21 protein-coding genes and 2 pseudogenes are annotated in these 21,659 nt (G+C 69.7%); 17 read left to right on the top strand and 6 right to left on the bottom strand.

Features of this window, described 5'->3' with window-relative positions; genetic code table 11:
* Positions 1-168: 168 nt before the first annotated feature.
* Positions 169-412, bottom strand: a pseudogene (locus OG194_RS47150) (LysR family transcriptional regulator); the annotation flags it as partial.
* Between the two features lie 91 nt (positions 413-503).
* A complete protein-coding gene (locus OG194_RS47145) occupies positions 504-1,427 on the bottom strand; it encodes a LysR family transcriptional regulator (protein WP_327406896.1) in 924 nt (307 codons plus the stop codon).
* 134 nt (positions 1,428-1,561) lie between these two features.
* Here OG194_RS47145 and OG194_RS47140 point away from each other — a divergent pair, with 134 nt between their 5' ends.
* Together OG194_RS47140 and OG194_RS47135 are read left to right on the top strand one after the other, a co-directional pair.
* Positions 1,562-2,401, top strand: a complete 840-nt coding sequence (locus OG194_RS47140) for an inositol monophosphatase family protein (protein ID WP_327406895.1) — start codon at positions 1,562-1,564, stop codon at positions 2,399-2,401.
* A gap of 87 nt (positions 2,402-2,488) precedes the next feature.
* Positions 2,489-3,085, top strand: coding sequence for an NADPH-dependent F420 reductase (locus OG194_RS47135; protein WP_327406894.1), 597 nt, complete (start codon positions 2,489-2,491; stop codon positions 3,083-3,085).
* A gap of 28 nt (positions 3,086-3,113) precedes the next feature.
* Here the strand turns inward: OG194_RS47135 and OG194_RS47130 are convergent, their stop codons facing one another.
* Together OG194_RS47130 and OG194_RS47125 are read right to left on the bottom strand one after the other, a co-directional pair.
* The gene (locus tag OG194_RS47130; RefSeq protein WP_327406893.1) at positions 3,114-3,611 is read right to left on the bottom strand and encodes a pyridoxamine 5'-phosphate oxidase family protein; all 498 of its coding nucleotides are present in this window, start codon (positions 3,609-3,611) and stop codon (positions 3,114-3,116) included.
* A 140-nt stretch (positions 3,612-3,751) separates the two neighbouring features.
* On the bottom strand, positions 3,752-4,261 hold the full coding sequence (locus OG194_RS47125) for a winged helix-turn-helix transcriptional regulator (protein ID WP_327406892.1): 510 nt from the start codon (positions 4,259-4,261) through the stop codon (positions 3,752-3,754).
* An 80-nt stretch (positions 4,262-4,341) separates the two neighbouring features.
* Here OG194_RS47125 and OG194_RS47120 point away from each other — a divergent pair, with 80 nt between their 5' ends.
* From OG194_RS47120 to OG194_RS47110, 3 genes are all read left to right on the top strand, one after another.
* Positions 4,342-5,172 carry an SDR family oxidoreductase gene (locus OG194_RS47120; protein WP_327406891.1) on the top strand — a complete coding sequence of 277 codons (831 nt, stop codon included), beginning with the start codon at positions 4,342-4,344 and terminating at the stop codon, positions 5,170-5,172.
* A 49-nt stretch (positions 5,173-5,221) separates the two neighbouring features.
* Positions 5,222-5,581 (top strand): nuclear transport factor 2 family protein, encoded by a 360-nt coding sequence (locus OG194_RS47115; protein WP_327406890.1) that lies wholly within the window; start codon positions 5,222-5,224, stop codon positions 5,579-5,581.
* Positions 5,582-5,737: 156 nt separating this feature from the next.
* Entirely contained in the window at positions 5,738-7,546 is a 1,809-nt protein-coding gene (locus OG194_RS47110; RefSeq protein ID WP_327406889.1) for a RecQ family ATP-dependent DNA helicase, read from the top strand.
* 485 nt (positions 7,547-8,031) lie between these two features.
* On the opposite strand, the pseudogene OG194_RS47105 reads toward OG194_RS47110, so the two are convergent.
* A pseudogene (locus OG194_RS47105) lies at positions 8,032-8,232 on the bottom strand (IS21-like element helper ATPase IstB); the annotation flags it as partial.
* 154 nt (positions 8,233-8,386) lie between these two features.
* Between OG194_RS47105 and OG194_RS47100 the strand changes: the two are divergent.
* The 9 genes from OG194_RS47100 (at position 8,387) to OG194_RS47060 (ending at position 18,098) form a co-directional block, all read left to right on the top strand.
* On the top strand, positions 8,387-9,412 hold the full coding sequence (locus OG194_RS47100) for a LacI family DNA-binding transcriptional regulator (protein ID WP_327406888.1): 1,026 nt from the start codon (positions 8,387-8,389) through the stop codon (positions 9,410-9,412).
* Between the two features lie 106 nt (positions 9,413-9,518).
* Positions 9,519-10,748 carry a sugar ABC transporter substrate-binding protein gene (locus OG194_RS47095; protein WP_327406887.1) on the top strand — a complete coding sequence of 410 codons (1,230 nt, stop codon included), beginning with the start codon at positions 9,519-9,521 and terminating at the stop codon, positions 10,746-10,748.
* On the top strand, positions 10,741-11,721 hold the full coding sequence (locus OG194_RS47090) for a carbohydrate ABC transporter permease (RefSeq protein WP_327406886.1): 981 nt from the start codon (positions 10,741-10,743) through the stop codon (positions 11,719-11,721). Before OG194_RS47095 ends, OG194_RS47090 begins: the two co-directional genes overlap by 8 nt.
* Positions 11,722-11,728: 7 nt before the next feature.
* Positions 11,729-12,598 (top strand): carbohydrate ABC transporter permease, encoded by an 870-nt coding sequence (locus OG194_RS47085; RefSeq protein ID WP_327406885.1) that lies wholly within the window; start codon positions 11,729-11,731, stop codon positions 12,596-12,598.
* Positions 12,595-13,428 carry a ThuA domain-containing protein gene (locus OG194_RS47080; protein ID WP_327406884.1) on the top strand — a complete coding sequence of 278 codons (834 nt, stop codon included), beginning with the start codon at positions 12,595-12,597 and terminating at the stop codon, positions 13,426-13,428. Before OG194_RS47085 ends, OG194_RS47080 begins: the two co-directional genes overlap by 4 nt.
* Complete coding sequence (locus OG194_RS47075; RefSeq protein WP_327406883.1) at positions 13,425-14,567, top strand: Gfo/Idh/MocA family protein; 1,143 nt, start codon at positions 13,425-13,427, stop codon at positions 14,565-14,567. The genes OG194_RS47080 and OG194_RS47075 overlap by 4 nt, the downstream gene beginning before the upstream one ends.
* Positions 14,568-14,644: 77 nt before the next feature.
* Positions 14,645-15,790 (top strand): Gfo/Idh/MocA family protein, encoded by a 1,146-nt coding sequence (locus OG194_RS47070; protein WP_327407425.1) that lies wholly within the window; start codon positions 14,645-14,647, stop codon positions 15,788-15,790.
* A 272-nt stretch (positions 15,791-16,062) separates the two neighbouring features.
* Positions 16,063-16,494, top strand: coding sequence for a DUF485 domain-containing protein (locus OG194_RS47065; RefSeq protein WP_327406882.1), 432 nt, complete (start codon positions 16,063-16,065; stop codon positions 16,492-16,494).
* Positions 16,491-18,098 (top strand): sodium/solute symporter, encoded by a 1,608-nt coding sequence (locus tag OG194_RS47060; RefSeq protein ID WP_327406881.1) that lies wholly within the window; start codon positions 16,491-16,493, stop codon positions 18,096-18,098. The genes OG194_RS47065 and OG194_RS47060 overlap by 4 nt, the downstream gene beginning before the upstream one ends.
* 60 nt (positions 18,099-18,158) lie before the next feature.
* Here the strand turns inward: OG194_RS47060 and OG194_RS47055 are convergent, their stop codons facing one another.
* Positions 18,159-19,148, bottom strand: a complete 990-nt coding sequence (locus tag OG194_RS47055) for a helix-turn-helix domain-containing protein (protein WP_327406880.1) — start codon at positions 19,146-19,148, stop codon at positions 18,159-18,161.
* Between the two features lie 270 nt (positions 19,149-19,418).
* Here OG194_RS47055 and OG194_RS47050 point away from each other — a divergent pair, with 270 nt between their 5' ends.
* From OG194_RS47050 to OG194_RS47040, 3 genes are all read left to right on the top strand, one after another.
* Positions 19,419-20,195: an SDR family NAD(P)-dependent oxidoreductase gene (locus tag OG194_RS47050; RefSeq protein WP_327406879.1), complete on the top strand. Its 777-nt coding sequence runs from the start codon at positions 19,419-19,421 to the stop codon at positions 20,193-20,195.
* A 126-nt stretch (positions 20,196-20,321) separates the two neighbouring features.
* Positions 20,322-20,780, top strand: coding sequence for a cupin domain-containing protein (locus OG194_RS47045; RefSeq protein WP_327406878.1), 459 nt, complete (start codon positions 20,322-20,324; stop codon positions 20,778-20,780).
* A gap of 67 nt (positions 20,781-20,847) precedes the next feature.
* Entirely contained in the window at positions 20,848-21,654 is an 807-nt protein-coding gene (locus OG194_RS47040) for an alpha/beta fold hydrolase (RefSeq protein WP_327406877.1), read from the top strand.
* Positions 21,655-21,659 lie beyond the last annotated feature (5 nt).

Genomic DNA, 21,659 nt, shown 5'->3' with positions numbered 1-21,659 from the left:
CGCCAGTTCGACACGGGGAAGGGGTGAAGGGTTGTACACCGGATGGCCGTAAATCATTCACCTCTGGTTGGCCAAGAGTTTCCGTTCTGTTCGCGGGTCATGTCCGCTCTGACCGCGTCATGCTCCCGGCAAAGGCACCCGGGGTGGACGGCGTCGTACACCGGGTACTCAGTGGCGGTACGCGGCTGTCACGATCCCGATGAACGAACGGATCAACAGGCTGGTGCCGGCCTCGCTCCACACCGCGACCACCCGGCTGGGCGCCACTCCAGTACGACTGCCACGCCGGGTCGGCCGGCCCCAGTCGGCCGCCGCTGGGCGGCGGATCATCGGCACGCAGGACCACGCCCACCGGATCGGTACGCAACTCCCGCACGGTCAGGGCGGTTTCGTCGAACGGCGCCCGCGTCAGGACCGGCATCGCCACTACGGCCGCAGGCACCTGGCCGGCCACCGTCTGGCCGTGATCGAGGGCAGTTCCCGACAGGTGAAGACGCGGGGCGTCACCGCACCGTCCGCCCCTCTCCGCTCATCGCACCGGTCAGCGCGGTCCGTGCCAGGTCTCGTAGCCAGATGTGTGCGGGGTCGGTGTCGTAGCGCTGGTGCCATGACAGGTACACCGGGGCCGGTGGAAGGTCGAGCGGGAGCGGGAGCAGGACCATGCCGAGGTCCGCGGCAGCCGAACGCGCCGTGGACCCGGGAGCGGTGACGACGAGATCGGAGCCCCGCGCGAACTCGAACGCGGCGCTTTCCGTGGGCGCGGTGACCACCACACGTCGCGTGAGTTCGAGGCGCGCGAGAGTGTCGTCGAGGATGTTTCCGAGCCTGCCGCGCCGCGAGACGCTGATGTGCTCGGCCGCCGCGTACCGCGCGGGGGTGACGGTCTTGACGCGGGTGAGCGGGTGCCCCCGCCGTACGACGACGACCTGCTCGGTCTCGGCCACCCGGTCGGCGTGGATCTCGGGTGCGGTCGGGCGGTCGGCGTTCGCGGCCAGGTCGACCTCACCGCGACGCAACTCCGGTGTGTCGATGCTCGATTCCGCGATGAAGCGCAGCCGCACGCCCGGTGCCTGCTCGCGCACGGCGGCCAGAAGCGCGGGCCCGCCGAGGGCGACGAGCGCGTCGTGCCAGCGGAGCGTGAAGGTGCGTTCGAGGGTCGCGAGGTCGAGTTCACGGCTCGGCGCCAGCACGCCCCGGACCTGCTGGAGCAGGTCGTGCACCTGTTCCCGCACGGCGATCGCGTACGGCGTCGGGGTCATCGTGCGTCCGGTGCGCACCAGGATCTGATCCCCCGTCGTACGCCGGATCCGGCCGAGGCTGCGGCTCATCGCGGGGGCGGTGACATGCAGGCGGTCGGCGGCGCCGGCCACGCTGCCTTCCTCCAACAGGGCATCGAGCGCGGCGAGCAGATTCAGATCCAGTTGCATGGGAGTCATCCTAGCCGTGCCTTACATGCACTTGCTGTTAATGACGGCCTCTCCTACCTTCGAACTGCGGGCGCGGACGAACCAGGTTCTCGCCCGGTCGACCTCAATCCCCCTGCTCAGACAGGAGTACCGCCATGCCCGAATCGATCCGGGACACCGCAGGTGCCGCAGCCGCCGGCCTCGCCGTCACCTCCGACGCCGACCTGCTCGCGCAGACCGAGATCGCCGTACGCACGGCGGGTGCGGCTCTGCGGGACCGCTTCGGGGACGTGGTCCCCTACCGGACCTTCGAAGAGTTGATGGGCGCGCTCGCCGCCAACGACGACGCGGTCCTCGACATCCTGCGCCCCCGCCTCACCGCCCTGCGCCCGAACGCCCGCTGGGTGGAGGAGGAGTTGGCGGGCGGCGCCCTCCCGGCCGGCGAATGGTGGGTGGTGGACCCGGCCGAGGGCAACGTCAACCATCTGCACGGCCTGCCGGAGTGGGCGGTGACCGCGACCCTCGTACGCGACAACCTGCCGATGCTCACCGTGGTCCACCTGCCGATGACCGGCGAGACGTACACCGCGCTCGCGGGCGCCGGGGCCCACCTCGACGGCCGGGCACTGCACGTGTCCCGAACGCCGGAACTCGGTCTGGGCATCGTGGCCACGAGCCAGGCCAGGCCGGACGAGGACGAGAAGGTCGTGCGGCGCGTCGGGGCCTCGATCACCAAGATGCTCGTCGACGCCCTCGTGGTGCGGACGTCCGTGCCCGCGACCCTGCACCTACTGAACGTGGCAGCCGGCCGGATCGACGCCTTCTGGCAGTTCGCCGGAGCCCGCGCGGACCTGCTTCCCGGGGTCCTGCTCGTCACCGAGGCCGGCGGACGGATATCTGACGCCGAGGGCCGCCCCTGGACTCCGGCGAGCGAGAGTTTCCTGGCCGCCGCACCCGACGTGCACGCCGACGCGGTCGCCACGCTGTCCCGCTGAACCCGCTTACCACCGAGCCCACGTACCCCTGAGCCCACGTACCACTGGGCACTGATCACTTTCGAGAAACAGAAGGACCGGATCGACATGAGTGACATCACCGTTCTTGGCGGCGGCCGCGTCGGCGGCGGCCTGGCCACCGCCCTCACCCGGGCCGGGCACGAGGTGACCGTGGCGACCCGTGCGCCGGGCGCCGCCGCGGACGCCGTACGAACAGCGCGCGTCGTCATCAACGCCACCCCCGGCGCAGGCTCGTTGGAAAGGCTCACCGCACTGCGCGCGGAGCTGCGGGGCAAGATCCTCGTGGATGTCTCCAACGCCACCGTCGACGGACCGGACGGGCTGCCCGCCGGCCTGCTGTACCCCGGTTCGAGTCTCGCGGAGCAGCTTCAGGAGGCGCTGCCCGAGACACTCGTCGTCAAGACACTCAACACGATGCTCCACTCGGTCATGACCGAGCCCTCCTCACTCGCCCAGCCGCCCACCGCGTTCCTCTCCGGAGCGGACCCGGAGGCCAAGCAGGTCGTCCGCGGGCTTCTCGTGGACCTCGGGTGGCGGCAGGAGTGGATCACGGACCTCGGCGGGATCGAGACGGCCCGGGCCACCGAGGGCGCGATCCTGTTCGTACCGCATGTCATCCGGTCCAGCGGGTTCGCGCCCTTCGCGATCTCGATCGCCCGCTGATCCACGTGCTCGGCGCGGCCCGCGCCGGTCAGGCGTTCTCGCGCTCGGCGCGCCGCTCGACCAACTCCTCCACCGCGCTCGGCAGGGTCGTCTCGAAGTCGATCAGCTTCACCCAGGTCGGCGTCACCACGATGCGGACCATGCCGTCGTAGAGCGAGCGGACCTCGGCCTCCCACTCGACCCGCTGCTCGGGCGTCATCGCGTAGGAGCCGTTCATCCGCAGGTACTCCTCCGGGATGCCGTCCACGACATCCAGCTCCGCCCGGCCCCGGATCAGCAGGATCCTGGGCGGATGCACCTCGGTGTCGATCGTCAGCGCGACCGTCGGGTTCTCCCGCAGGGCCGGGAGCTTCGGGGCGTTCTTCGTCGTACACATGACGATCTCCGATCCGTTCCAGGTGAACGCGATCGGGACGTTCCGGGGCGTGCCGTCCTTGGCCACGTAGGCCAGCCGGAGCACGTCACGCGCCAGCAGCTCCCGGCTGATCGGCCGGTTCAGAATCTCGGTGATCTCACTCGCTCGCATGACCGTCCTCCAGGGAAGTCGCCGCCATCTGCCCCGGGGACGGAGCCGTCACCGCGATCTCGACATCCGCCGGCCCTCGGATTTCCTCGACGCTCCCACCGCCCCCGCGCGCAGCGGCCCGAGGCGATCCGGGCGAGGTCTCATCCCTCTCCCCCGGGAACAGTCGGACGCCCCGCGTACCGGCTGCGCATCGCGCCGCCGGCCGCGGGGCCCGCTGCGAAGACATAGGCGGCACTGTCGTCGAGCCGGCGGCCGGACTTCGCATCGACGACCACGGGTTCGACCTCCTCGCCGCTCTCCGCGTCGACGAGGATCATGCTGCGCTCCGCCGCCGTGAGGCGGGAGTTGCCCCAGGCGGCCAGGGCGACGATCACCGGGCGCAGGGAGTGCCCGAGTCCGGTGAGTACGTATTCGTGGCGCACCGGATTGGTCTGGTACGGCCGTCGTTCCAGCAGACCGTCCGCGACCAGGGTCTTCAGTCGTGTGGTGAGCATGCTGGAGGAGATGCCCAGGTTCTCCTGGAACTGGTCGAAGCGGGTGTAGCCGTCGAAGGCGTCATGAAGGATCAGCAGCGTCCACCACTCGCCGACGTGTTCCACGGTCGTGGACAGCGGGCACTCGCGGTCCTCCAGCCTGATCCGACTTGCCACGGTGGCCACCCTCTCAGTTACTGCTAAAGTCGAAGTTAGTAGCTTCCATTTTAGCAGTTAGTACGGGAGTGGCGCCCGGCATGCCCGCGCCCGGGAACGGACTCGACGTGACCACATCCACCAGCGAAACCCTGTCCATCAGCGAATCCCTCGAAGGCCGACGCGCCCTGGTCACCGGCGGCACCAAGGGCACGGGAGCCGCGATCGCCCGACGGCTCTCCGAAGCCGGGGCGACCGTGCTGGTCACCGCCCGCAGCCGCCCCGACGACATCGAGGCGAAGACGTTCATCCCCGCCGATCTGTCCACCGCCCAGGGCGCCGCCGATGTCGCGTCCGAGGTGGACGCCCGCACGGGAGGCGTGGACATCCTGGTCCACACCCTCGGTGGCTCCCAGGCGCCGGCCGGAGGGTTCGCCTCGCTCGGCGAGGACGAGTGGGCGACGGAGCTGAACACGAACCTGCTGGCCGCCGTCCGCCTGGATCGCGCGCCCGTGCCGCACATGATCGCCACGGGCAAGGGTGCGATCGTGCACGTCACCTCCATCCAGCGCCGCCTGCCGCTGTGGAACGGCACCCTGGCCTACGCCGCCGCCAAGGCGGCCCTGTCCACCTACAGCAAGGGCCTGGCCAACCAGCTCGCCCCGCACGGCGTCCGCGTCAACACGGTCTCGCCCGGCTTCATCCAGACCTCGTCCGCCGACCACCTCGTCGCCCGGATCGCCCACGAAGCCGGGATCAGCGAGGACGCGGCACTGGGCCGGCTCATGGAGTCCCTGGGAGGCATCCCGCTCGGTCGCCCCAACCGGCCCGAGGAGGTGGCCGAACTCATCGCGTTCCTCGTCTCCGACCGTGCCTCGGCCATCGTCGGCGCCGAGCATGTCATCGACGGCGGCACCACGCCCACCGTCTGAACCCACCGTCGCCCAACCGCCCGAACCCACCGTCAGCGACAGGAGCGTCATGCACGACACCCAGCCCCGGACCATCGCCCCGAACGACCTGCCGGAGGTCATCACCCGCTACCTCGCGGCCCATCGCGCCCACGACACCGCCAGCGCGATCACGATGTTCACCGACGACGCCACCGTGATCGACGACGGCAACACCTACCGAGGGAGCGCCGCGATCGAGCGGTGGCTGAACCGTGCCGCCACCGAGTACACCTACACGACCGAACTGACGCACGCTCAGGAGACCGACGCGGCGCACTACATCGCCACCCACCACCTCGAAGGCGACTTCCCCGGCGGCACCGTCGATCTCCACTACCGGTTCACCCTGCGCGACGGCCTCGTCGAGCACCTCGTCATCGAACCCTGAGATCGTTCCAGCGGCACCTGGAGGTCTGCGAGCATCGGTGACACCCCTTGTGCCCAAGGGAGTTGGGAGACACGGCGCCACCGCGAGGCGATATCCCGGCGAACCGGGGTAGCCGCCAGACACACGGCGGTAGGACGCCCCCTTTCAAGGAGAACCATGTTCGCAATCACGTCCCGTCGTCTGCGTGGCACCGCCCGTCGGGTCTTCGGCTGGCAGCAGTTGCGTCCGGCCCAACTGAGCGCGATGAAGGCCGTGATGAAGGGGCGTGACGTACTCGCCGTCATGCCGACGGGCGCGGGCAAGTCCGCCGTCTACCAGGTGCCCGCGGTCCTGCTCGGCGGTCCGGTCGTGGTCGTCTCGCCGCTGATCGCGCTTCAGCGGGACCAGATGCAGAGTCTGCTCGGATCCGGCGTGCTGCGCACCGCCGCCATCAACTCCGCGCAGCGCCGGAGCGACAACGAGACAGCATGGGCGCGTATCAGCGCCTCCTCGGTCGACGTGGTCTTCCTCGCTCCTGAGCAGCTCGCCAAGCCGGACGTCACGGACCGGCTCGCCGCCGTCCGTCCCCGGCTGCTGGTGGTGGACGAGGCGCACTGCGTGTCGTCCTGGGGGCACGACTTCCGGCCGGACTACCTGCGGCTGCGCCACGCGCGCGAACGGCTCGGCAACCCGCCGGTGCTCGCCCTGACCGCGAACGCGGCCGCCCCGGTACGGCGGGACATCGCCGAACGTCTCGGCATGAACGACCCGGTGGAGATAGTCGCCGGCTTCGACCGTCCCAACATCCGCCTGGAGGTGTCGTCCTTTCAGGACGCGGCCGCCAAGGAGCGGTTCGTCCTGGAGCGGACGGCCGTCGAGGAGAAGCCGGGGATCCTGTACGCGGGGACGCGGAAGGCGGCGGACAGCTACGCCGAGCAGTTGAGCGACCTAGGACTGGCCGCCGCGAGCTACCACGCGGGCCTCTCCGCCGCCGAACGCCGCCTGGCCCAAGACCGGTTCAGCTCCGGTGAACTCGACGTGGTCGTGGCCACCTCGGCGTTCGGGATGGGCATCGACAAGGCGAACGTACGGTTCGTGCTGCACGCGTCCGTCCCCGGCTCGCTCGACGCCTACTACCAGGAGATCGGCCGGGCCGGCCGCGACGGCGCACCGGCCAGGGCGATCCTCGCCTACCGCCCGCAGGATCTGGGCCTGCAACGCTTCTTCGCCACCGGCGCTCCCGACGCCGACGCACTGCGCCGCGTCGCCGAATTCCTGCGCGGCGAGGCGGGCGCCGTGAGCGCGACCCGGCTCCGGGCCGAGTGCGAACTCGGCGCGACGGCGCTGTCCGCCGTGCTGAACCTGCTGGAGGAGACCGGGGCCGTCCGCACCGGGCGGGACGGCAGCCGCTTCATCGGCGCGGTCGGAGTCGACGGCGCTTCCGCGGACGCCGATGTCGACGCCGTTGTGCGGAGCGCCCTCGCCGTCCACGCCACACACCTCAAGCTCGAACGGTCCCGGGTCGACATGATGCGCGGGTACGCCGAGACGACCGAGTGCCGGCGGCGGTTCCTCCTTGGCTACTTCGGCGACTCCGTCCCCGTCCCGTGCGGGGCGTGCGACAACTGCGCGAGTCCTGCGGCCAAGCCTGCGAGCGGGCTGAGGCGCGGGAGGTCCGTGGACGCGGGACGGCCCGACAGGGCGGCCGCACGGCAACGCTGGTGGCCCCGGACCGGTGCGCGCTCGGACACCACAGCGGCGGGTTCTGTCCGGATGGCGGAGACCGTTGCACGCCCCGAGGCGGACGACCACGCCTACCTGCCGGGTGTCCGCGTCAGCCACGACCAGTGGGGCCGGGGCGAGGTCATGAGCGAGGGCGACGGCAAGATCACCATCCTGTTCGAGTCGGTCGGCTACCGCACCCTGTCGCTGGCCGTGGTGACGGACAAGCAGTTGCTCGTCGCGTTGCCCGATGCGCCGCGCTGACGCTGGATCGGCAAGTCCCCGGCGTCCCGATGCGGCCCTGCCCCAGCGAGCCGTGCCCGTCACCTCACCCGCAGCCGACGGCGTCGGCGTCGGCGTCGGCGTCGGATGCAGGCGCTGAACGACTCGTCCAGATTCGCGAAGGCGCGCTGCAAGGTGCGTACGGAGACGTGTAGTTGCGCGGTGATCATCGCCGGCGACAACTCGGCTTCGGTGAGCCGGGCATCGGCGAGGCCCCTGGCCGCTTGGGCCGGCGCCGGGGTGAAGGTGGCCTCGCGGTCGTCGAAGTGGTCGAGGATCAGGCCTTTGGCGAGTTCGAGCCGGGCGTTGCGGGACGCGTGCGCCGCCGCCGGACCGAGTCCACTCACGGCCCGCTGCACCACGCTGGTGTGCACCATGAAAATCTGCACCGCGGGCGAGGTGGCCCGACCGGTGCGCGGTTTCCCGGCGACCAGGGAGCGCAAGGAGTCGCCGGGAAAGACGAAGCACTCGGTCACGACCTGGAACAGCAGCTCGGCGCCGCGCCGGGCCAGCTCTTTGCGCCCCAACTCACCAATACGGAGAAGATCGATCCGTCCCTGGCGGGCGATCGTCTTGGCCGACCCCATCTCAGCAACGGCCACGACGAGTTCGCCGACGAGCTTGGTGGCCAGGACGTACCCGCCCCGGAAGCCGACCACCGCGGCCTCGGCTACCCGTGAGGCTGGAGTCCCGGGCCGGCGGAACATTTTCCCTGCACGACCCTTGCCGTCCTTCGAAGCCCCTCCCTACAGTCTCGTCCCAGTCAGTCGATACGTATCGACACCGCGTATCGACACCGAGGGAACCAAGGGAGGTGCTCGCATGGTGACAAGCCGGGACGTGGCCCGGTTGGCGGGCGTCTCCCAGAGCACCGTCTCCTATGTCATGAGCGGGCGCCGCTCGATATCCCCCGAGACCCGGCGTCGGGTCGAGGAGGCGATCGAGACGTTGGGGTTCCAACCCAACGCGGGTGCGCGGGCGTTGGCGAGTCAGCGCAGTCAAGTCATCGGCCTGGTCGTGCCGTTCGCACCCGGGGCCGACATGACGGGGGTGCTGCCCTTCATCGAGACGATCACCAAGTGCGCCCGGGAAGAGGACCACAACGTCATCCTGGCCACCGAGGACGAGGGCGCCGAGGGCCTCATCCGGCTCAGTGACCAATCCCTGTGCGACGCGATCGTGCTGATGGAGGTCGGGTCCAAGGACCCGCGCATCCCCGTGGCGGCCGGACTGAGCGTGCCCGTGATCCTGATCGGCGTGCCGGACGACCCTGAGGGCCTGTACTGCGTCGACCTGGATTACACCCTGGCCGGACGTATGGCGGTGGACGAACTGGCCGACTCCGCGCACGACCGTGTCGTCCTGCTCGGCTACCCGCGTGACGTGATGGCGCGCGACGTCAACTTCGTCCGACGCTTCCTTCGAGGAGCCGAGGACGCGGCAACCGCACACGGTATCGCCTACGCCGAGGTGAGCCCGCCGGACACCAGCCGCGCCGGGGCCGAGGCCGCCCTGGACGAGGCACTTGCCGAACTGGGGCCTGACAGCGGCCGGTTGGGACTCGTCGTCCCCGATCCCCAGTTGATCCAGCCGACGTTGCAGAGCCTGCTGGACCGCGGCCTGGTCCCGGGCCGCGACCTGTCCGTCATCGGACTGTGCACGGACCGCACCGCCGAGACCTCCACACCCCCCGTCACCAACCTCTCGCTGGAACCCAGGGACGTCTCGCGCCGCGCGATGAGGATCCTGTTCCGGCTGCTCAACCGCGAGAGCGTGCCCACCACTTCGACCGTCGAGCTGGTCACCCCACGTCTGACCCTGCGTCAGACGAGCCTGTCCGCCCACTGATCCCCACTGTTTCGTGTCAAGGGGGATGACGCGTCATTGCTGTCGATACGCATCGACAACCCCGCGCGGTCCGCCCGAGACAGCGCCGACCGAGGAGAGAAAGAACATGGCTCAACGACGAGCGATCCTCAGCAGAACGACACTGACGGTGGCCCTCGCGCTCCTGGCACCGCTCTCCCTGAGCGCCTGTGGTTCGAGTACCGGATCGTCCGGCGGTGCCGACACCCTGCGGGTGATGGACTACTACGCCGATCAGCCCGACAAGGGGATCTACGCGAAGGTCCTGGACGCGTGCGGGCAGCAGAACGGCGTGGCGATCAAGCGGGAGGCCGTGGCCGGCCCGTCCCTGATACCCAAAGTGCTGCAGCAGGCCTCGTCGCGCACCCTGCCCGACGTCCTGATGCTCGACAACCCCGACCTGCAACAGATCGCCGCCAGCGGCGCCTTGGCCCCGCTCAGCGACTTCGGCCTCAAGGCGGACGGATACGCCAAGGGCGTGGTGGACGCCTCGACCTACAAGGGCAAGCTGTACGGCCTGCAACCGGTGACCAACACGCTCGGCCTCTTCTACAACAAGGACATGCTCGACAAGGCGGGGGTCAAGCCGCCCACCACCTGGGCCGAGCTCAAGTCGGCCGCCCAGGAGCTCACTTCGGGCAAGAGGTACGGCATCGCCTTCGCCGCACCGGCCACGTACGAGGGCACCTGGCAGTTCCTGCCCTTCATGTGGTCCAACGGCGGCGACGAGAAGGACATCGCAACTCCCCGGACCGCACAGGCACTTCAACTCTGGGTGGACCTGGTCAAGGACGGATCGGCCTCGAAGTCGGTGGTCAGCTGGGCCCAGGCCGACGCCAACGACCAGTTCGCGGCGGGCAACGCGGCCATGATGGTCAACGGCCCCTGGCAGTTCCCGATCCTCGACAAGAAGACGAGCCTGCACTACGGCGTCGTACCGATCCCCGTGCCCAAGGCCGGCGGAACTCCCGTCGTCCCGCTGGGCGGTGAGACCTGGACCGTTCCGCAGACCGGCAATGCGAAGCGCCAGGCCAAGGCGGCGAAGGTCGTCGCGTGCCTCAACTCCGACAAGAACCAGCTGTCGTTGGCCCAGCAGCGCCAGACCGTGCCGACGAAGACCGCGCTGATGGACAAGTTCGCAGCGCAGCAGCCCCGGATGAAGGCGTTCACCGACCAGGTCCGCAACGCCCGTGCCCGCACAGGTGAGTTGGGCAAGGACTGGCCGAAGGCGGCCACCAAGATCTACACCGCGATACAGACCGCACTCACGCAGGGGGCGACTCCGGCGAAGGCGCTGAAGCAGGCCCAGGATGGCTGACGTACTGCGCCGCGCGGTGCGGGCCAAGGGGCATGCGGTGCCGGCCGCGGAGAGTGCCCCGGCGGGCCGGAGGCTCGGGCGGCTGGGGAAACGAGGCCGACGGCGCCAGTCCCACCTGCTGTTCCTGCTGCCCGCCGTGGCCTACATGGTCGCCTTCTTCGGCTACCCGGTCGTCAAGAACGTCGTCATGGGGTTCCAGCACTACACGACGACCACCTTCTACACCGGCGAGGCGCCCTGGGTCGGCTTGGCCAACTACCGGGCCGTCATATCGTCCTCCGTCTTCGACAAAGCACTCCTCAACACGGTTCTGTTCACGGTGGGTTCGATCGCGGGACAGTTCCTCACCGGTCTGGCGATCGCCCTGTTCTTCCGCCGCCGGTTCCCGCTGAACGGCGTACTGCGCTCCCTGCTGTTGCTCCCGTGGCTGGTCCCGCTGATCGTCTCCAGCGCGGTGTGGCGCTGGATCCTCGACCAGGACAACGGCGTCCTCAACCGGTTCCTCGGTGCCCTGCACCTCGTACAGGACCGTCCCGGCTGGCTGACCAGCACCTCGCTGGCGCTGTTCGCGGTGATCGTGGTCAACATCTGGATCGGGATCCCGTTCAACGTGGCGATCCTCTACGGCGGACTCCAGGACATCCCCGAGGAGTTGTACGAGGCGGCGGCCCTGGACGGCGCCACGGGCTGGCGGGCGTTCCGGCACGTGACGTGGCCCCTGCTGCGGCCCGTGGTGAGCGTGGTGCTCGTGCTCGGCGTCGTCTACACGGTCAAGGTGCTGGACGTCATCCTCGGGCTCACCAACGGCGGCCCGGCGAACGCGACGCAGACCATCGCCAGTCAGTCCTACCAACTCTCCTTCCAGCAGTTCGACTTCGGGCAGGGTGCCGCGCTCGGCAACATCCTCATCGTCATCTCGCTGGTCTTCGCCGTCCTCTACCTGCGCGCGAACCGCCGCGCCGTCGAGCAGTGAGGCCGTCATGGCAACCGTCACGCACGCATCCGTCCCACCGGCCACGCACCCACCCGTCCACCGGCGACGCTCCCGGCGGCGGCCGTGGGGATACACCGCCATCGGCGCGCTGATCCTGGCCGTGATGCTCTTCCCGGTCTACTGGATGGTGAACGTCTCCCTCCAGCCGGCCAACACCGCTGTGAGCACGCCCTGGTTCCCGACCCACCTGAACTTCGACGGCTACGCCACCGCGCTGAGCCAGCAGGGGTCAAATCTCCTCACCAGTCTGGTCGTTGCGGTGGGGAGCGTGGTGTTCAGCCTGATCATCGCGAGCCCGGCCGCGTACGCGCTCGCGCACGTCAACGCGCGCTGGGTCGGCCCGGTGCTGTTCGGGATCCTGATCAGCCAGATGGTCCCGGGCATCGTCGTGGCCAACGCCCTCTACAGCGCGTACAACGATGTCGGCCTGCTCAACTCGATCCCCGGCCTGATCCTGGCCGACTCCACCGCCGGCATCCCGTTCGCGATCCTGATCCTGCGGGCCTTCATGGGCAACATCCCCGCCTCGGTGATCGAGGCGGCCCGGGTGGACGGGGCGGGCAGGGTGCGGGCGTTCGTGTCGATCGTCCTGCCGATGAGCAGGAACGCCCTTATTACGGCCGGCCTGTTCACGTTCCTGTTCACCTGGAGCGACTTCCTCTTCGCGCTGACCCTGACGACGACCGAGGACGTCCGCCCCGTCACCCTCGGCCTCTACCAGTACCTCGGCTCCCATGTCAGCGACTGGAACGCGGTGATGGCCACCGCGACGCTCGCCTCGGTCCCGGCTCTCGTGCTGCTCCTGGTGGCACAGCGGTACATCGCCACCGGCGTGACCGGCGGAGCCGTCAAATGACCCGCCCCCAGGGCGACTTCGGAGAAAGGCAGAACACCCCTGTGACCACGTCTTCCGCACCGCCCCCGGCCCCGATCAACGTGACCGTGTGGGGTGAGAACCGCCACGAGAAGATCGAGGAGCACGTGGCCAAGATCTACCCGCAGGGCATGCACACCACGATCGCCGAGGGCATCAAGGAGAACCTCGGCGACGCCTGCACCGTACGCACCGCGACGCTGGACGATCCCGAACACGGCCTGACCGAGGAGGTGTTGGCCTCGACCGACGTCCTCACCTGGTGGGGACACGCCGCCCATGCCGAGGTGTCCGACGAGGTCGTGGAACGGGTGCACCGGCACGTGCTGTCGGGGATGGGCCTCGTGGTCCTGCACTCCGGCCACTGGTCGAAGATCTTCGTCAAGCTCATGGGCACCAGCTGCACCCTGCGCTGGCGCAACGAGCACGACCGCGAGCTGGTGTGGACGGTGAACCCAACACACCCCATCGCCAAGGGAGTTCCGCATCCGCTCGTCGTCGACGAGGACGAGATGTACGGGGAGTTCTTCGACATCCCCGTCCCGGACGAGCTGGTCTTCGTCAGCTCCTTCACGGGCGGCGAGGTGATCCGCAGCGGCTGCACGTTCCGCCGCGGCCACGGGAGGATCTTCTACTTCAGCCCCGGCGACCAGGACTATCCCGTCTACCACAACAAGGACATCCGCCGGGTGATCGCCAACGGCGTGCAATGGGCGCGCACGGACCGGCCCGAGCGCAACCACCCGGTGCTGCTGCGCTACGACACCGACGACTTCTTCAACGGCGTCGACTACTCGGGGCCGCTTCGATGACCCACCGGACCATCCCCTGCGGGCCCGACAACCCCCTGCGTGTGCTGGTGGTCGGCGCCGGCTCCATGGGACAGCAGTGGCTGACCACCGTGACCACCGCACCCGAGACCGAACTCGTCGGCATCGTCGACCTCGACCTGGACGCGGCCCGGCGGTCCGCCGCCGATCTGGGCCGGCCGGACCTCCCGGTCGGCTCCGGCGCGGTCGCACTCGCGGCCGACACCGGAGCCCAGGCGATGATCAACGTGACCGTTCCGGTGGCCCACCACCCCGTCACCACCGCCGCGTTGTTCGCCGGGCTGCCCGTCCTCGGCGAGAAGCCGATCGCCGACACCCTGGCCCAGGCCCTGTCCCTCGCCGCCGCGGCCGAGGTCAGCGGCGAGCTGTTCATGGTGAGCCAGTCACGGCGCTGGAACCCCCAACTCTTCGCTCTGCGCGGGATGTTGGGGGAACTCGGCGCGATCGGCACACTGACGACCGAGTTCTTCAAGGCGCCGCACATGGGCGGTTTCCGCGAGGAGATGGCGTATCCGCTGCTGATCGACATGGCGATCCACGCCTTCGACTCGGCGCGCTTCCTGCTCGGCGCGGACCCGGTCTCCGCCTACTGCCAGGCGTACAACCCACCGTGGAGCTGGTACGACGGCGACGCCGCCGCGAGCGCCGTCTTCGAGATGGAGGGCGGAACACGCTATGCCTACAACGGCAGTTGGTGCAGTCCGGGCGCCGAGACCTCGTGGAACGGCATTTGGCGGGCGAGCGGCGAGAAGGGCTCGGCGCAGTGGGACGGCGACACCGAGCCCGTGCTCGGCGCCGACGTAGAACCCGCCGAGCGGCCCCGCTCGCCGTACTCCGACATCGCAGGAGCGCTGCGGATCTTCGTCGACTCGCTGCGCACCGGCAGCACGCCCATGGGCGAGGTGCACGAGAACGCCATGAGCCTGGCGATGGTCGAGGCCGCGGTGGAATCGGCCCGGAGCGGGCAGCGCGTGCTCGTCGACGACGTGCTCGACCAGGCATACCGGGCGGCCCTGCGGGACGAGAAACGCCCCGCCGTCCGTGCCGCTCTTACCAGTTGGCCGTCGGTCCGCGGTGCCCTCGCCCCGCACCGGACACCACCCGCCGCCGCGTCCGCCTGACGCGCTACCGCTACGGAGACCCCGTGCCCCGCCCTTCGCCCGACCCCGTTTCCGGCCGCCCCCGCCTCGGGGTGGCGATGATCGGCCACTCGTTCATGGGAGCCGTGCACTCCCAGGCCTGGCGCACCGCGCCTCGGGTGTTCGACCTGCCCTTCGACGTCGACATGACCGTGGTCTGCGGCCGTGACCCGAAGGGCGTGGCACGGGCCGCCGAGCGGCTGGGGTGGGGCGACTGGGCGGCCGACTGGCAGGAGGTGGTACGCCGCGACGACGTGGACGTCGTAGACATCTGCACACCCGGCGACTCCCACGCCGACATCGCGATCGCGGCCCTGGCCGCCGGCAAACACGTGCTGTGCGAGAAGCCCCTCGCCAACACCGTCGAGGAGGCCGAACGGATGGCTGCGGCCGCGCAGGTCGCGGGCGAGTCCGGCGTCCGGTCGATGGTCGGCTTCAACAACCGGCGTGTGCCCGCCCTGGCACACGCCAGGCGCCTGATCGCCGAGGGCCGGATCGGCGAGGTGCGGCACGTCAGGGCCCAGTACCTCCAGGACTGGATCGTCGACCCCGAGTTCCCGCTGGTGTGGCGGCTGCGCAAGGAACGGGCCGGTACCGGCGCGCTCGGGGACCTCGGCTCGCACGTCATCGACCTGCTCCAGCACCTGACCGGAGAACGCCTCACCGGGGTGTCGGCGACGCAGGCCACGTTCGTCACCGAGCGCCCTCTGCCGACGGAGTCCAGCGGGCTCTCGGCGCAGGCCGGGGAGCAGCGCGGGCAGGTGACCGTCGATGACGCGACCGCGTTCACCGGCCGGCTGGAAGGGGGCGCACTCGTCGTGGTCGAGGCGACGCGCTTCGCCACGGGGCGCAAGAACGCGCTGCGGATCGAGGTCAACGGCTCACGCGGGTCGGTCGCCTTCGACTTCGAGTCGATGAACGAGCTTCTGCTGTACGACGCCGACGACCCGGAGACGGAGGCGGGATTCCGTCGGATCCTGGTCACCGAGCCCGGGCACCCCTACCTGGGCGCCTGGTGGCCGCCCGGTCACGGTCTGGGCTACGAGCACGCGTTCGTCCACCAGGTCCACGACTTCCTGACCGCGGTGGCGGAGGACGGGTGCGACCCGCGGCCGTCGTTCGCCGATGGCCTCCAGGTCCAGTACGTCCTGCGGGCCGTCGAACGCAGCGCCGCCGACTCCTCTCGCTGGACGAGCATCGGCTGACCACACGTCACCGCAAGGCAACCGTCACCACCACGCGCCCGCCCGGCCGATTCGACGCGTCCAGGGCCCACAAGGCACTCCCGTGATACTCCGTCACACGCTTCACACTCACAACATCCGAGGTCAGAGCGTTGCAGTGCTCTTCACCAGGGAGTTCACCGGAAGTCCTGCGCGCGGTCCGCCACCCGCATAGCGTGCGATGACCCGGACCATTCCCCGCCTTCTCGCGGTCCGCACCTCTTGGGGCCCACGACCCACTAGGAGATCTTGGAATGTCTTCCGACAGCTCCGAGTTACAGCCGCTCCAGTACCGGCCCGGACGGCATGCCTCCACCACCACGCCCACGTGGGCCTCGGCCCCGCAGGACGGCCGCCGACCGGCGGCCCTGCCCCGTTCGGCGACCGGACCGCACCGCGATCTGCGTCTCCTGCGCCGGGCCTGCCGCTGGCAGCGGCGCGTCGCCGCGTTCGCGGCGCTCGGCTACTTCGCCGCCTTCCTCACTCTCACCGTCGAATTCCCCTCGGTGATGGCCCGCCCCGCCCCGGGCGGCCTGCCCACCGGACTGTTCCTGGCCCTGGTGCAACTCCCCGTCACCTGGCTGGCCGTGCTCTTCTACGAGGGAATCGCGCGTCGGTACGTCGACCCCCTCGCCCGCAGGGTGCGTCGGGCCCATCACGCCCGCGACGGGGAGGTGCGGCCGTGACGGACTTCAAGGGCGCCGCGCAGTCCTGGTCGCTCGTGGCGTTCTTCAGTGTCGTGACCCTCACGCTGCTGCTGTGCGTGGTCACCGGCCCCGACCGTGACGACCTCGACGAGTTCTACACCGGCTACCGGTTGCTGTCGCCCCTGCGCAACGGCCTGGCCATCGCCGGCGACTACATCTCCGCGGCCACCGTCCTCACGGTCGGTGGCATCATCGCGTTATGCGGCTACGACGGTGTCGTGCTGGCCCTGAGCACCCTGCTCTCGCTGCTGCTCCTGATGTTCGTGCTGGCGGAACCCCTGCATCACACCGGCCGGTTCACGATGGGCGACGTGCTGGCCCGCCGTATGCCCGGCCGTGCGGTGCGGATCACCGCGTGCGCGGTCACCCTCGCGGCGCTGGTGCCCATGATGGTCGTACAACTCGCCGGTGTGGGACAGCTGTTGGCGTTCGTCCTCGGCTTCTCCGACAGCACGATGCGCACCGGCTGCGTCGTCGGGGCCGGAGGGCTGATGATCACGTACGCGGCCATCGGGGGTATGCGCGGCACCGCCCTGATCCAGATCCTCAAGACGGTCATCCTCCTCGGCTCCGGGCTCGTCGTGGCCGCGATCATCCTGCACACCTTCGGCTGGAGCCCGCAGACCCTGTTCCAGTCCGCCGCACAGAACAGCGGGGCAGGTCCGAACTACCTGCGCTACGGCCTGCAGTTCGCGGGCGGACAGCACCCCGCCCTGGACATGGTGAGCACCCAGTGCGCGATCGTGCTGGGCGGCGCCTGCCTGCCGCACGTCACCATGCGCATGTACACCGCAGGCAGCACCCGTCAGGTGCGCCGCGCGATGTCCTGGGCGGTCTCGGCGGTCGCCCTGTTCATCGCGGTCATCACCGTCGTCGCCGTCGGCGCCACCGCCCTCATCGGCGGCAAGACGATCGCCGCCGCGGACCCGCACGGCAGCACCGCGTATCTGCTCGGGGCGCGCGCCGCGTTCGGACCGAACCTCTCCCGCCCGGAGAGCCTGCTGTTCACCACCGTCACCACCGCCATCTTCCTGACCCTGCTGGCATCGGTCGCCAGCATGACGCTGGCCTGCGCCAACTCCCTGGCCCACGACGTCCTCGCCCGCTCGAACACACCGCCCCTGCGCGAGATGGCGCTGGCCCGCCTGGCCGCGCTGGCCGTGGGAGTACCGGTGATCGCACTGGCCGTACTCGCCCAGCACCGCAGTCTCCAACCGCTGGCCATCGTCTCCTTCTGTCTGGGTGCCTCGGCCATCGCCCCCGCGCTCGTCCTCGGCCTCTTCTGGCGGCGCTACACCCGTGCCGGTCTGCTGTGCACGCTCATCGGCGGCAGCCTCAGCGTCCTCGTCCTGATGACCGGCACCAACCTCGTCTCCGGCTCCCCCCAATCCGCCTTCCCCGACGCCGACTTCAACTGGTTCCCCTTCACGACCACCGCCCTGGTCTCGGTCCCGGCCGGCTTCCTCTTCGGGATCCTCGGCACTGTCCTGTCGGGCCGAAAGGCCACCGCACGCGAACGCCACCGCTACGAGGCGGTCGAACCCGTGCTGCTGGCCGGACCGCCGCATCCCAGAAGCGGATGACCTCGTAGCCCTCGGGCGGGAGGTGGCGGAGAAGCGCTGACGGCAGGCGCGCTGTGTTGGTCAGTTCCGCGCCGCAGTGGTCGAGCGGGCGTAGTCGGTCGGCGTCCGGCCGTAGCGCTTCTTGAAGGCCCGGATGAAGTGGCTGCTGTCCGCGAACTGCCAGTGGGCGGCGAGTTCCGAGACGCTCAGTCGGCCGGAGGGTGCCGTGAGGGCGAGTTGGGCTTCTTCCAGGCGCCGTTGGCGGATGTAGGCGGTGACCGACTCTCCCGCAGCGGCGAACGCCCGTTGCAGGCTGCGCACGGAGACATTGAGTTCGCGGGCCAGCATCGTGCCGGAGAGTTCGGGGTCGGTCAGGTGGTTGTCCGCGAGGTCCTTCGCGGCCTGGGCCAGCGCCAGGGCCAGTTGGGGTTCCGCGTCGTCGACGCGGCGTCTCGCCACCGCCTTCGCCAGCTCGATCAGCGCGCTGTGCGCGGCCTGTACTCCGGCCGGGCCGAGGTCTGCGGCCGTTTCGTAGATCATGTTGGAGTGGGCCACCAGGAGGCGCACCTCGGCGGAGTCCGCCGGTCCGCTGACGCTCTGCCGCTCGCCGAGCAGTGGTATGAGCGTGGCGGCGGGCAGGACGAGGACCTTCGCCCTCGTGTCGGGCACCGTCTCGAAGTGCAGGGGCCGGCCGATGTGACGGATGAGGAACTGCCCTGCCGGCACGGTCTGTTCGTCGCGGGCGAGCGGGGCGCCGAGGGACCAGGAGCCACTCCGTACGACGTACATCCGCACCTGGTCCTCGACCCCGTCGAGGGGGCCCTCGGTCCGGATGGCCGACGCACCGTGGAGGTCGGTGACAGCCACGTCGCCCACTTTGGTGGCGCGGCTCCTGACCCGGAAATCACGCATCGTGGCCGGACTGAACGTCGGCAACGGGAAACCGTCGCCGATCTCCGTCTCCCAGCCGTCGCGGAAGGCGTCGAACGCTCCCGGCCCGGCATCCGAAGAGCCGGGGTCCGTGGAGGGCACCGGGACCAAACCGTCGACTTCCACTCCAGTGCGGTCCATCTGCGGTCGTCCCCAGCCTTCGTCGCTCCGGCGCCATCTGGCGCGGATGTTCTGCCGGGATGGCGCTCTGGTTCAAGCCTGTGCTGCGGCGATCTTCCTAGGCTTCCTCGACAGAGACAACCCCCGGATCGGGCCCGGCAGTTGCGTAGGAGGAGCTGCCCCCTCCCGTAACACCGCCTGGTTCAGGGGTTGTTCACGGACCCTCGCACTGCCTCCGTCCGTACACATCCATTCAATGCATCTCAATACATGAGGAGTTGAAGTTCCCCGATGGCTGAGAACACATTCACCGGCAAGGTCGTCATCGTCACCGGCGGCGGATCGGGCATCGGCGCGGCCACCGCTCACCGGTTCGCCGCCGAGGGCGCCACGGTGGTGATCATCGGCCGTACGCAGGCCACGCTGGACAAGGTGGTGTCCGAGGCGCCGACCGGCTCGACACTGATCGCCCGGGTCGGCGACGTCTCCGACGAGGAGAACATCACCAGGCTGGTGAACGCCGTCGCCCACGACCACGGCAGACTGGACACGCTGGTCAACAATGCCGCGACCGTCGAGCCGTTGGGCACCGTGTCCGACATCGACGCGGCGGGCTGGCGACGCGTCATGTCCACCGACCTCGACGGAGTCTTCTACGCCTCCAGGGCCGCACTCCCCCACCTGCGCGCGGTGGGCGGCAGCATCGTCAACGTCGGTTCGGCGTCCGGGCTCGGCGGTGACTGGGGCCTGGCCGCCTACGACGCCGCCAAGGGCGCGGTGACCAACCTGACCAACGCGATGGCGCTCGACCACGGCGCGGAAGGCGTGCGGGTCAACGCCGTCCACCCCAGCATGATCACCACCGACATGACCGCGGGATTCCTGCAGAGCGAGGAGATCGCCGCCGCCGCACTCAACCGCGTACCGATGCGACGCTTCGGCGAGCCCGCCGAGGCGGCCTCCGTCATCGCGTTTCTGGCCGGTCCGGCGGCGAGTTACGTGAACGGGGCCCATATCCGCGTCGACGGAGGCCTCGGCGCGTCGAACGGCAATCCCCACATCGCCTGACACCACCCAACCACCCGAACGGCAACTCTCATCATGAGAGTTAACTTGCATAAAGAGGTCGACTCACCTACATTCATGAGAGTCAACCCCAACGAACACAGCTCGCTCTCTCAAACGGAGGCTCAGATGACAGACGTCTCGGTCGTCGGTCCGGACGCCGGTGAGTCGATCCAGCTCGGCCCCACCCGGATGCGGATCCTGGAGGACGGCACCACAACCGATCACCGCCTCGGCATCGGGGAGATCACGCTCGCCCCACACACCGACGGTCCGCCGCAGCACCGGCACGCCCGGCACGACGAGGGCTTCTACGTCGTGTCCGGCGCGGCCCGGTTCACCGTCGGCGAGACCGTGCACGACGCGCCCGCCGGAACGCTGGTCATGATCCCGCCCGGCGCCCCGCACACCTTCGCCAACCCGACCGACGGCACAACAGTCCTGCTCAACACGTTCACCCCGGACCTGTACGTCGACTACTTCCGGGACCTGCGCGACATGATCGCCGCCGGCCGCCCCCTGACACCCGAGGCGACGATCGAGGCCATGAGCCGGTACGCCACCGAGCCGTCCACCGACTTCGCCTGAACACCCGCGCCCAAAACCCGTCGGTCCGTCAGCCCACCCAACATCCGCCCCCATCAAGGAGAAGCCCATGACAACCACCACTCACCACACCGTCAGCCTCGACGGAGTCGACCCGGTCGAGGTGTCCGTGGCCGGATTCGGTGACGGACAGCCGTTCCTGCTGCTGCACGGCGGAGCCGGCCCGCAGTCGGTGACGGGGTTCGCCGAGAAGTTCGCCGCCGCTCACGGCGTGCGCGTACTGGTCCCGACCCACCCCGGCTTCGGCGGCACCGAGCGCCCCGAGGCACTGACCACCGTGTCCGGCCTGGCCATGCTCTACGGCGCGCTCCTGGACCAGTTGGCGCTGACCGACGTCACCGTCGTCGGCAACTCGATCGGCGGCTGGATCACCGCCGAGATCGCGCTGCTGAAGTCGCCGCGCGTCAGCGGCATCGTCCTGATCGACGCGGTCGGGATCGAGGTGCCCGGCCATCCGGTGGCCGACTTCTTCTCCCTGACCATGGATCAGGTCTTCGGGCTCACCTTCCACAACCCGGAGCCGTTCCGCGTCGACCCCACGACCCTGCCCCCGGCGGCCCAGGCGATCGCCGCGGGCAACCGGGCCGCGATCGCCGTCTACGCGGGCTCCGCCATGGCCGACCCCACCCTCGTCGGGCGTCTCGGGTCCCTGGAGATCCCCACCCTCGTGCTCTGGGGCGAGAGCGACGGGATCGTCGACGTCGACTACGGACGCGCCTACGCCGCCGCGATCCCCCTGGCCCAGTTCCAACTGCTCCCCGAGACCGGCCACTCCCCCCAACTGGAGACCCCCGACCAGGTCATCCACGCGATCTGGGACAGCGCCGACACGGACTTCACCGCCTTCGCCCGCTGAGCCTC

Source organism: Streptomyces sp. NBC_01288 (genome assembly GCF_035982055.1).
Classification (GTDB): domain Bacteria; phylum Actinomycetota; class Actinomycetes; order Streptomycetales; family Streptomycetaceae; genus Streptomyces.
Note: the sequence above shows the minus strand (reverse complement) of the source record. Positions and strands in the feature narration are given on the sequence as shown.

What these genes read in the sequence shown, in the direction of transcription:
- OG194_RS47095 (WP_327406887.1), top strand. Translation starts at nt 9,519, where the DNA reads ATGGCTCAACGACGAGCGATCCTCAGCAGAACGACACTGACGGTGGCC.
- OG194_RS47135 (WP_327406894.1), top strand. Translation starts at nt 2,489, where the DNA reads ATGAGTGACATCACCGTTCTTGGCGGCGGCCGCGTCGGCGGCGGCCTG.
- OG194_RS47090 (WP_327406886.1), top strand. Translation starts at nt 10,741, where the DNA reads ATGGCTGACGTACTGCGCCGCGCGGTGCGGGCCAAGGGGCATGCGGTG.
- OG194_RS47070 (WP_327407425.1), top strand. Translation starts at nt 14,645, where the DNA reads ATGATCGGCCACTCGTTCATGGGAGCCGTGCACTCCCAGGCCTGGCGC.
- OG194_RS47075 (WP_327406883.1), top strand. Translation starts at nt 13,425, where the DNA reads ATGACCCACCGGACCATCCCCTGCGGGCCCGACAACCCCCTGCGTGTG.
- OG194_RS47120 (WP_327406891.1), top strand. Translation starts at nt 4,342, where the DNA reads ATGCCCGCGCCCGGGAACGGACTCGACGTGACCACATCCACCAGCGAA.
- OG194_RS47085 (WP_327406885.1), top strand. Translation starts at nt 11,729, where the DNA reads ATGGCAACCGTCACGCACGCATCCGTCCCACCGGCCACGCACCCACCC.
- OG194_RS47055 (WP_327406880.1), bottom strand. Translation starts at nt 19,148, where the DNA reads ATGGACCGCACTGGAGTGGAAGTCGACGGTTTGGTCCCGGTGCCCTCC.
- OG194_RS47050 (WP_327406879.1), top strand. Translation starts at nt 19,419, where the DNA reads ATGGCTGAGAACACATTCACCGGCAAGGTCGTCATCGTCACCGGCGGC.
- OG194_RS47065 (WP_327406882.1), top strand. Translation starts at nt 16,063, where the DNA reads ATGTCTTCCGACAGCTCCGAGTTACAGCCGCTCCAGTACCGGCCCGGA.
- OG194_RS47115 (WP_327406890.1), top strand. Translation starts at nt 5,222, where the DNA reads ATGCACGACACCCAGCCCCGGACCATCGCCCCGAACGACCTGCCGGAG.
- OG194_RS47145 (WP_327406896.1), bottom strand. Translation starts at nt 1,427, where the DNA reads ATGCAACTGGATCTGAATCTGCTCGCCGCGCTCGATGCCCTGTTGGAG.
- OG194_RS47045 (WP_327406878.1), top strand. Translation starts at nt 20,322, where the DNA reads ATGACAGACGTCTCGGTCGTCGGTCCGGACGCCGGTGAGTCGATCCAG.
- OG194_RS47130 (WP_327406893.1), bottom strand. Translation starts at nt 3,611, where the DNA reads ATGCGAGCGAGTGAGATCACCGAGATTCTGAACCGGCCGATCAGCCGG.
- OG194_RS47110 (WP_327406889.1), top strand. Translation starts at nt 5,738, where the DNA reads ATGTTCGCAATCACGTCCCGTCGTCTGCGTGGCACCGCCCGTCGGGTC.
- OG194_RS47100 (WP_327406888.1), top strand. Translation starts at nt 8,387, where the DNA reads ATGGTGACAAGCCGGGACGTGGCCCGGTTGGCGGGCGTCTCCCAGAGC.
- OG194_RS47080 (WP_327406884.1), top strand. Translation starts at nt 12,595, where the DNA reads ATGACCCGCCCCCAGGGCGACTTCGGAGAAAGGCAGAACACCCCTGTG.
- OG194_RS47040 (WP_327406877.1), top strand. Translation starts at nt 20,848, where the DNA reads ATGACAACCACCACTCACCACACCGTCAGCCTCGACGGAGTCGACCCG.
- OG194_RS47140 (WP_327406895.1), top strand. Translation starts at nt 1,562, where the DNA reads ATGCCCGAATCGATCCGGGACACCGCAGGTGCCGCAGCCGCCGGCCTC.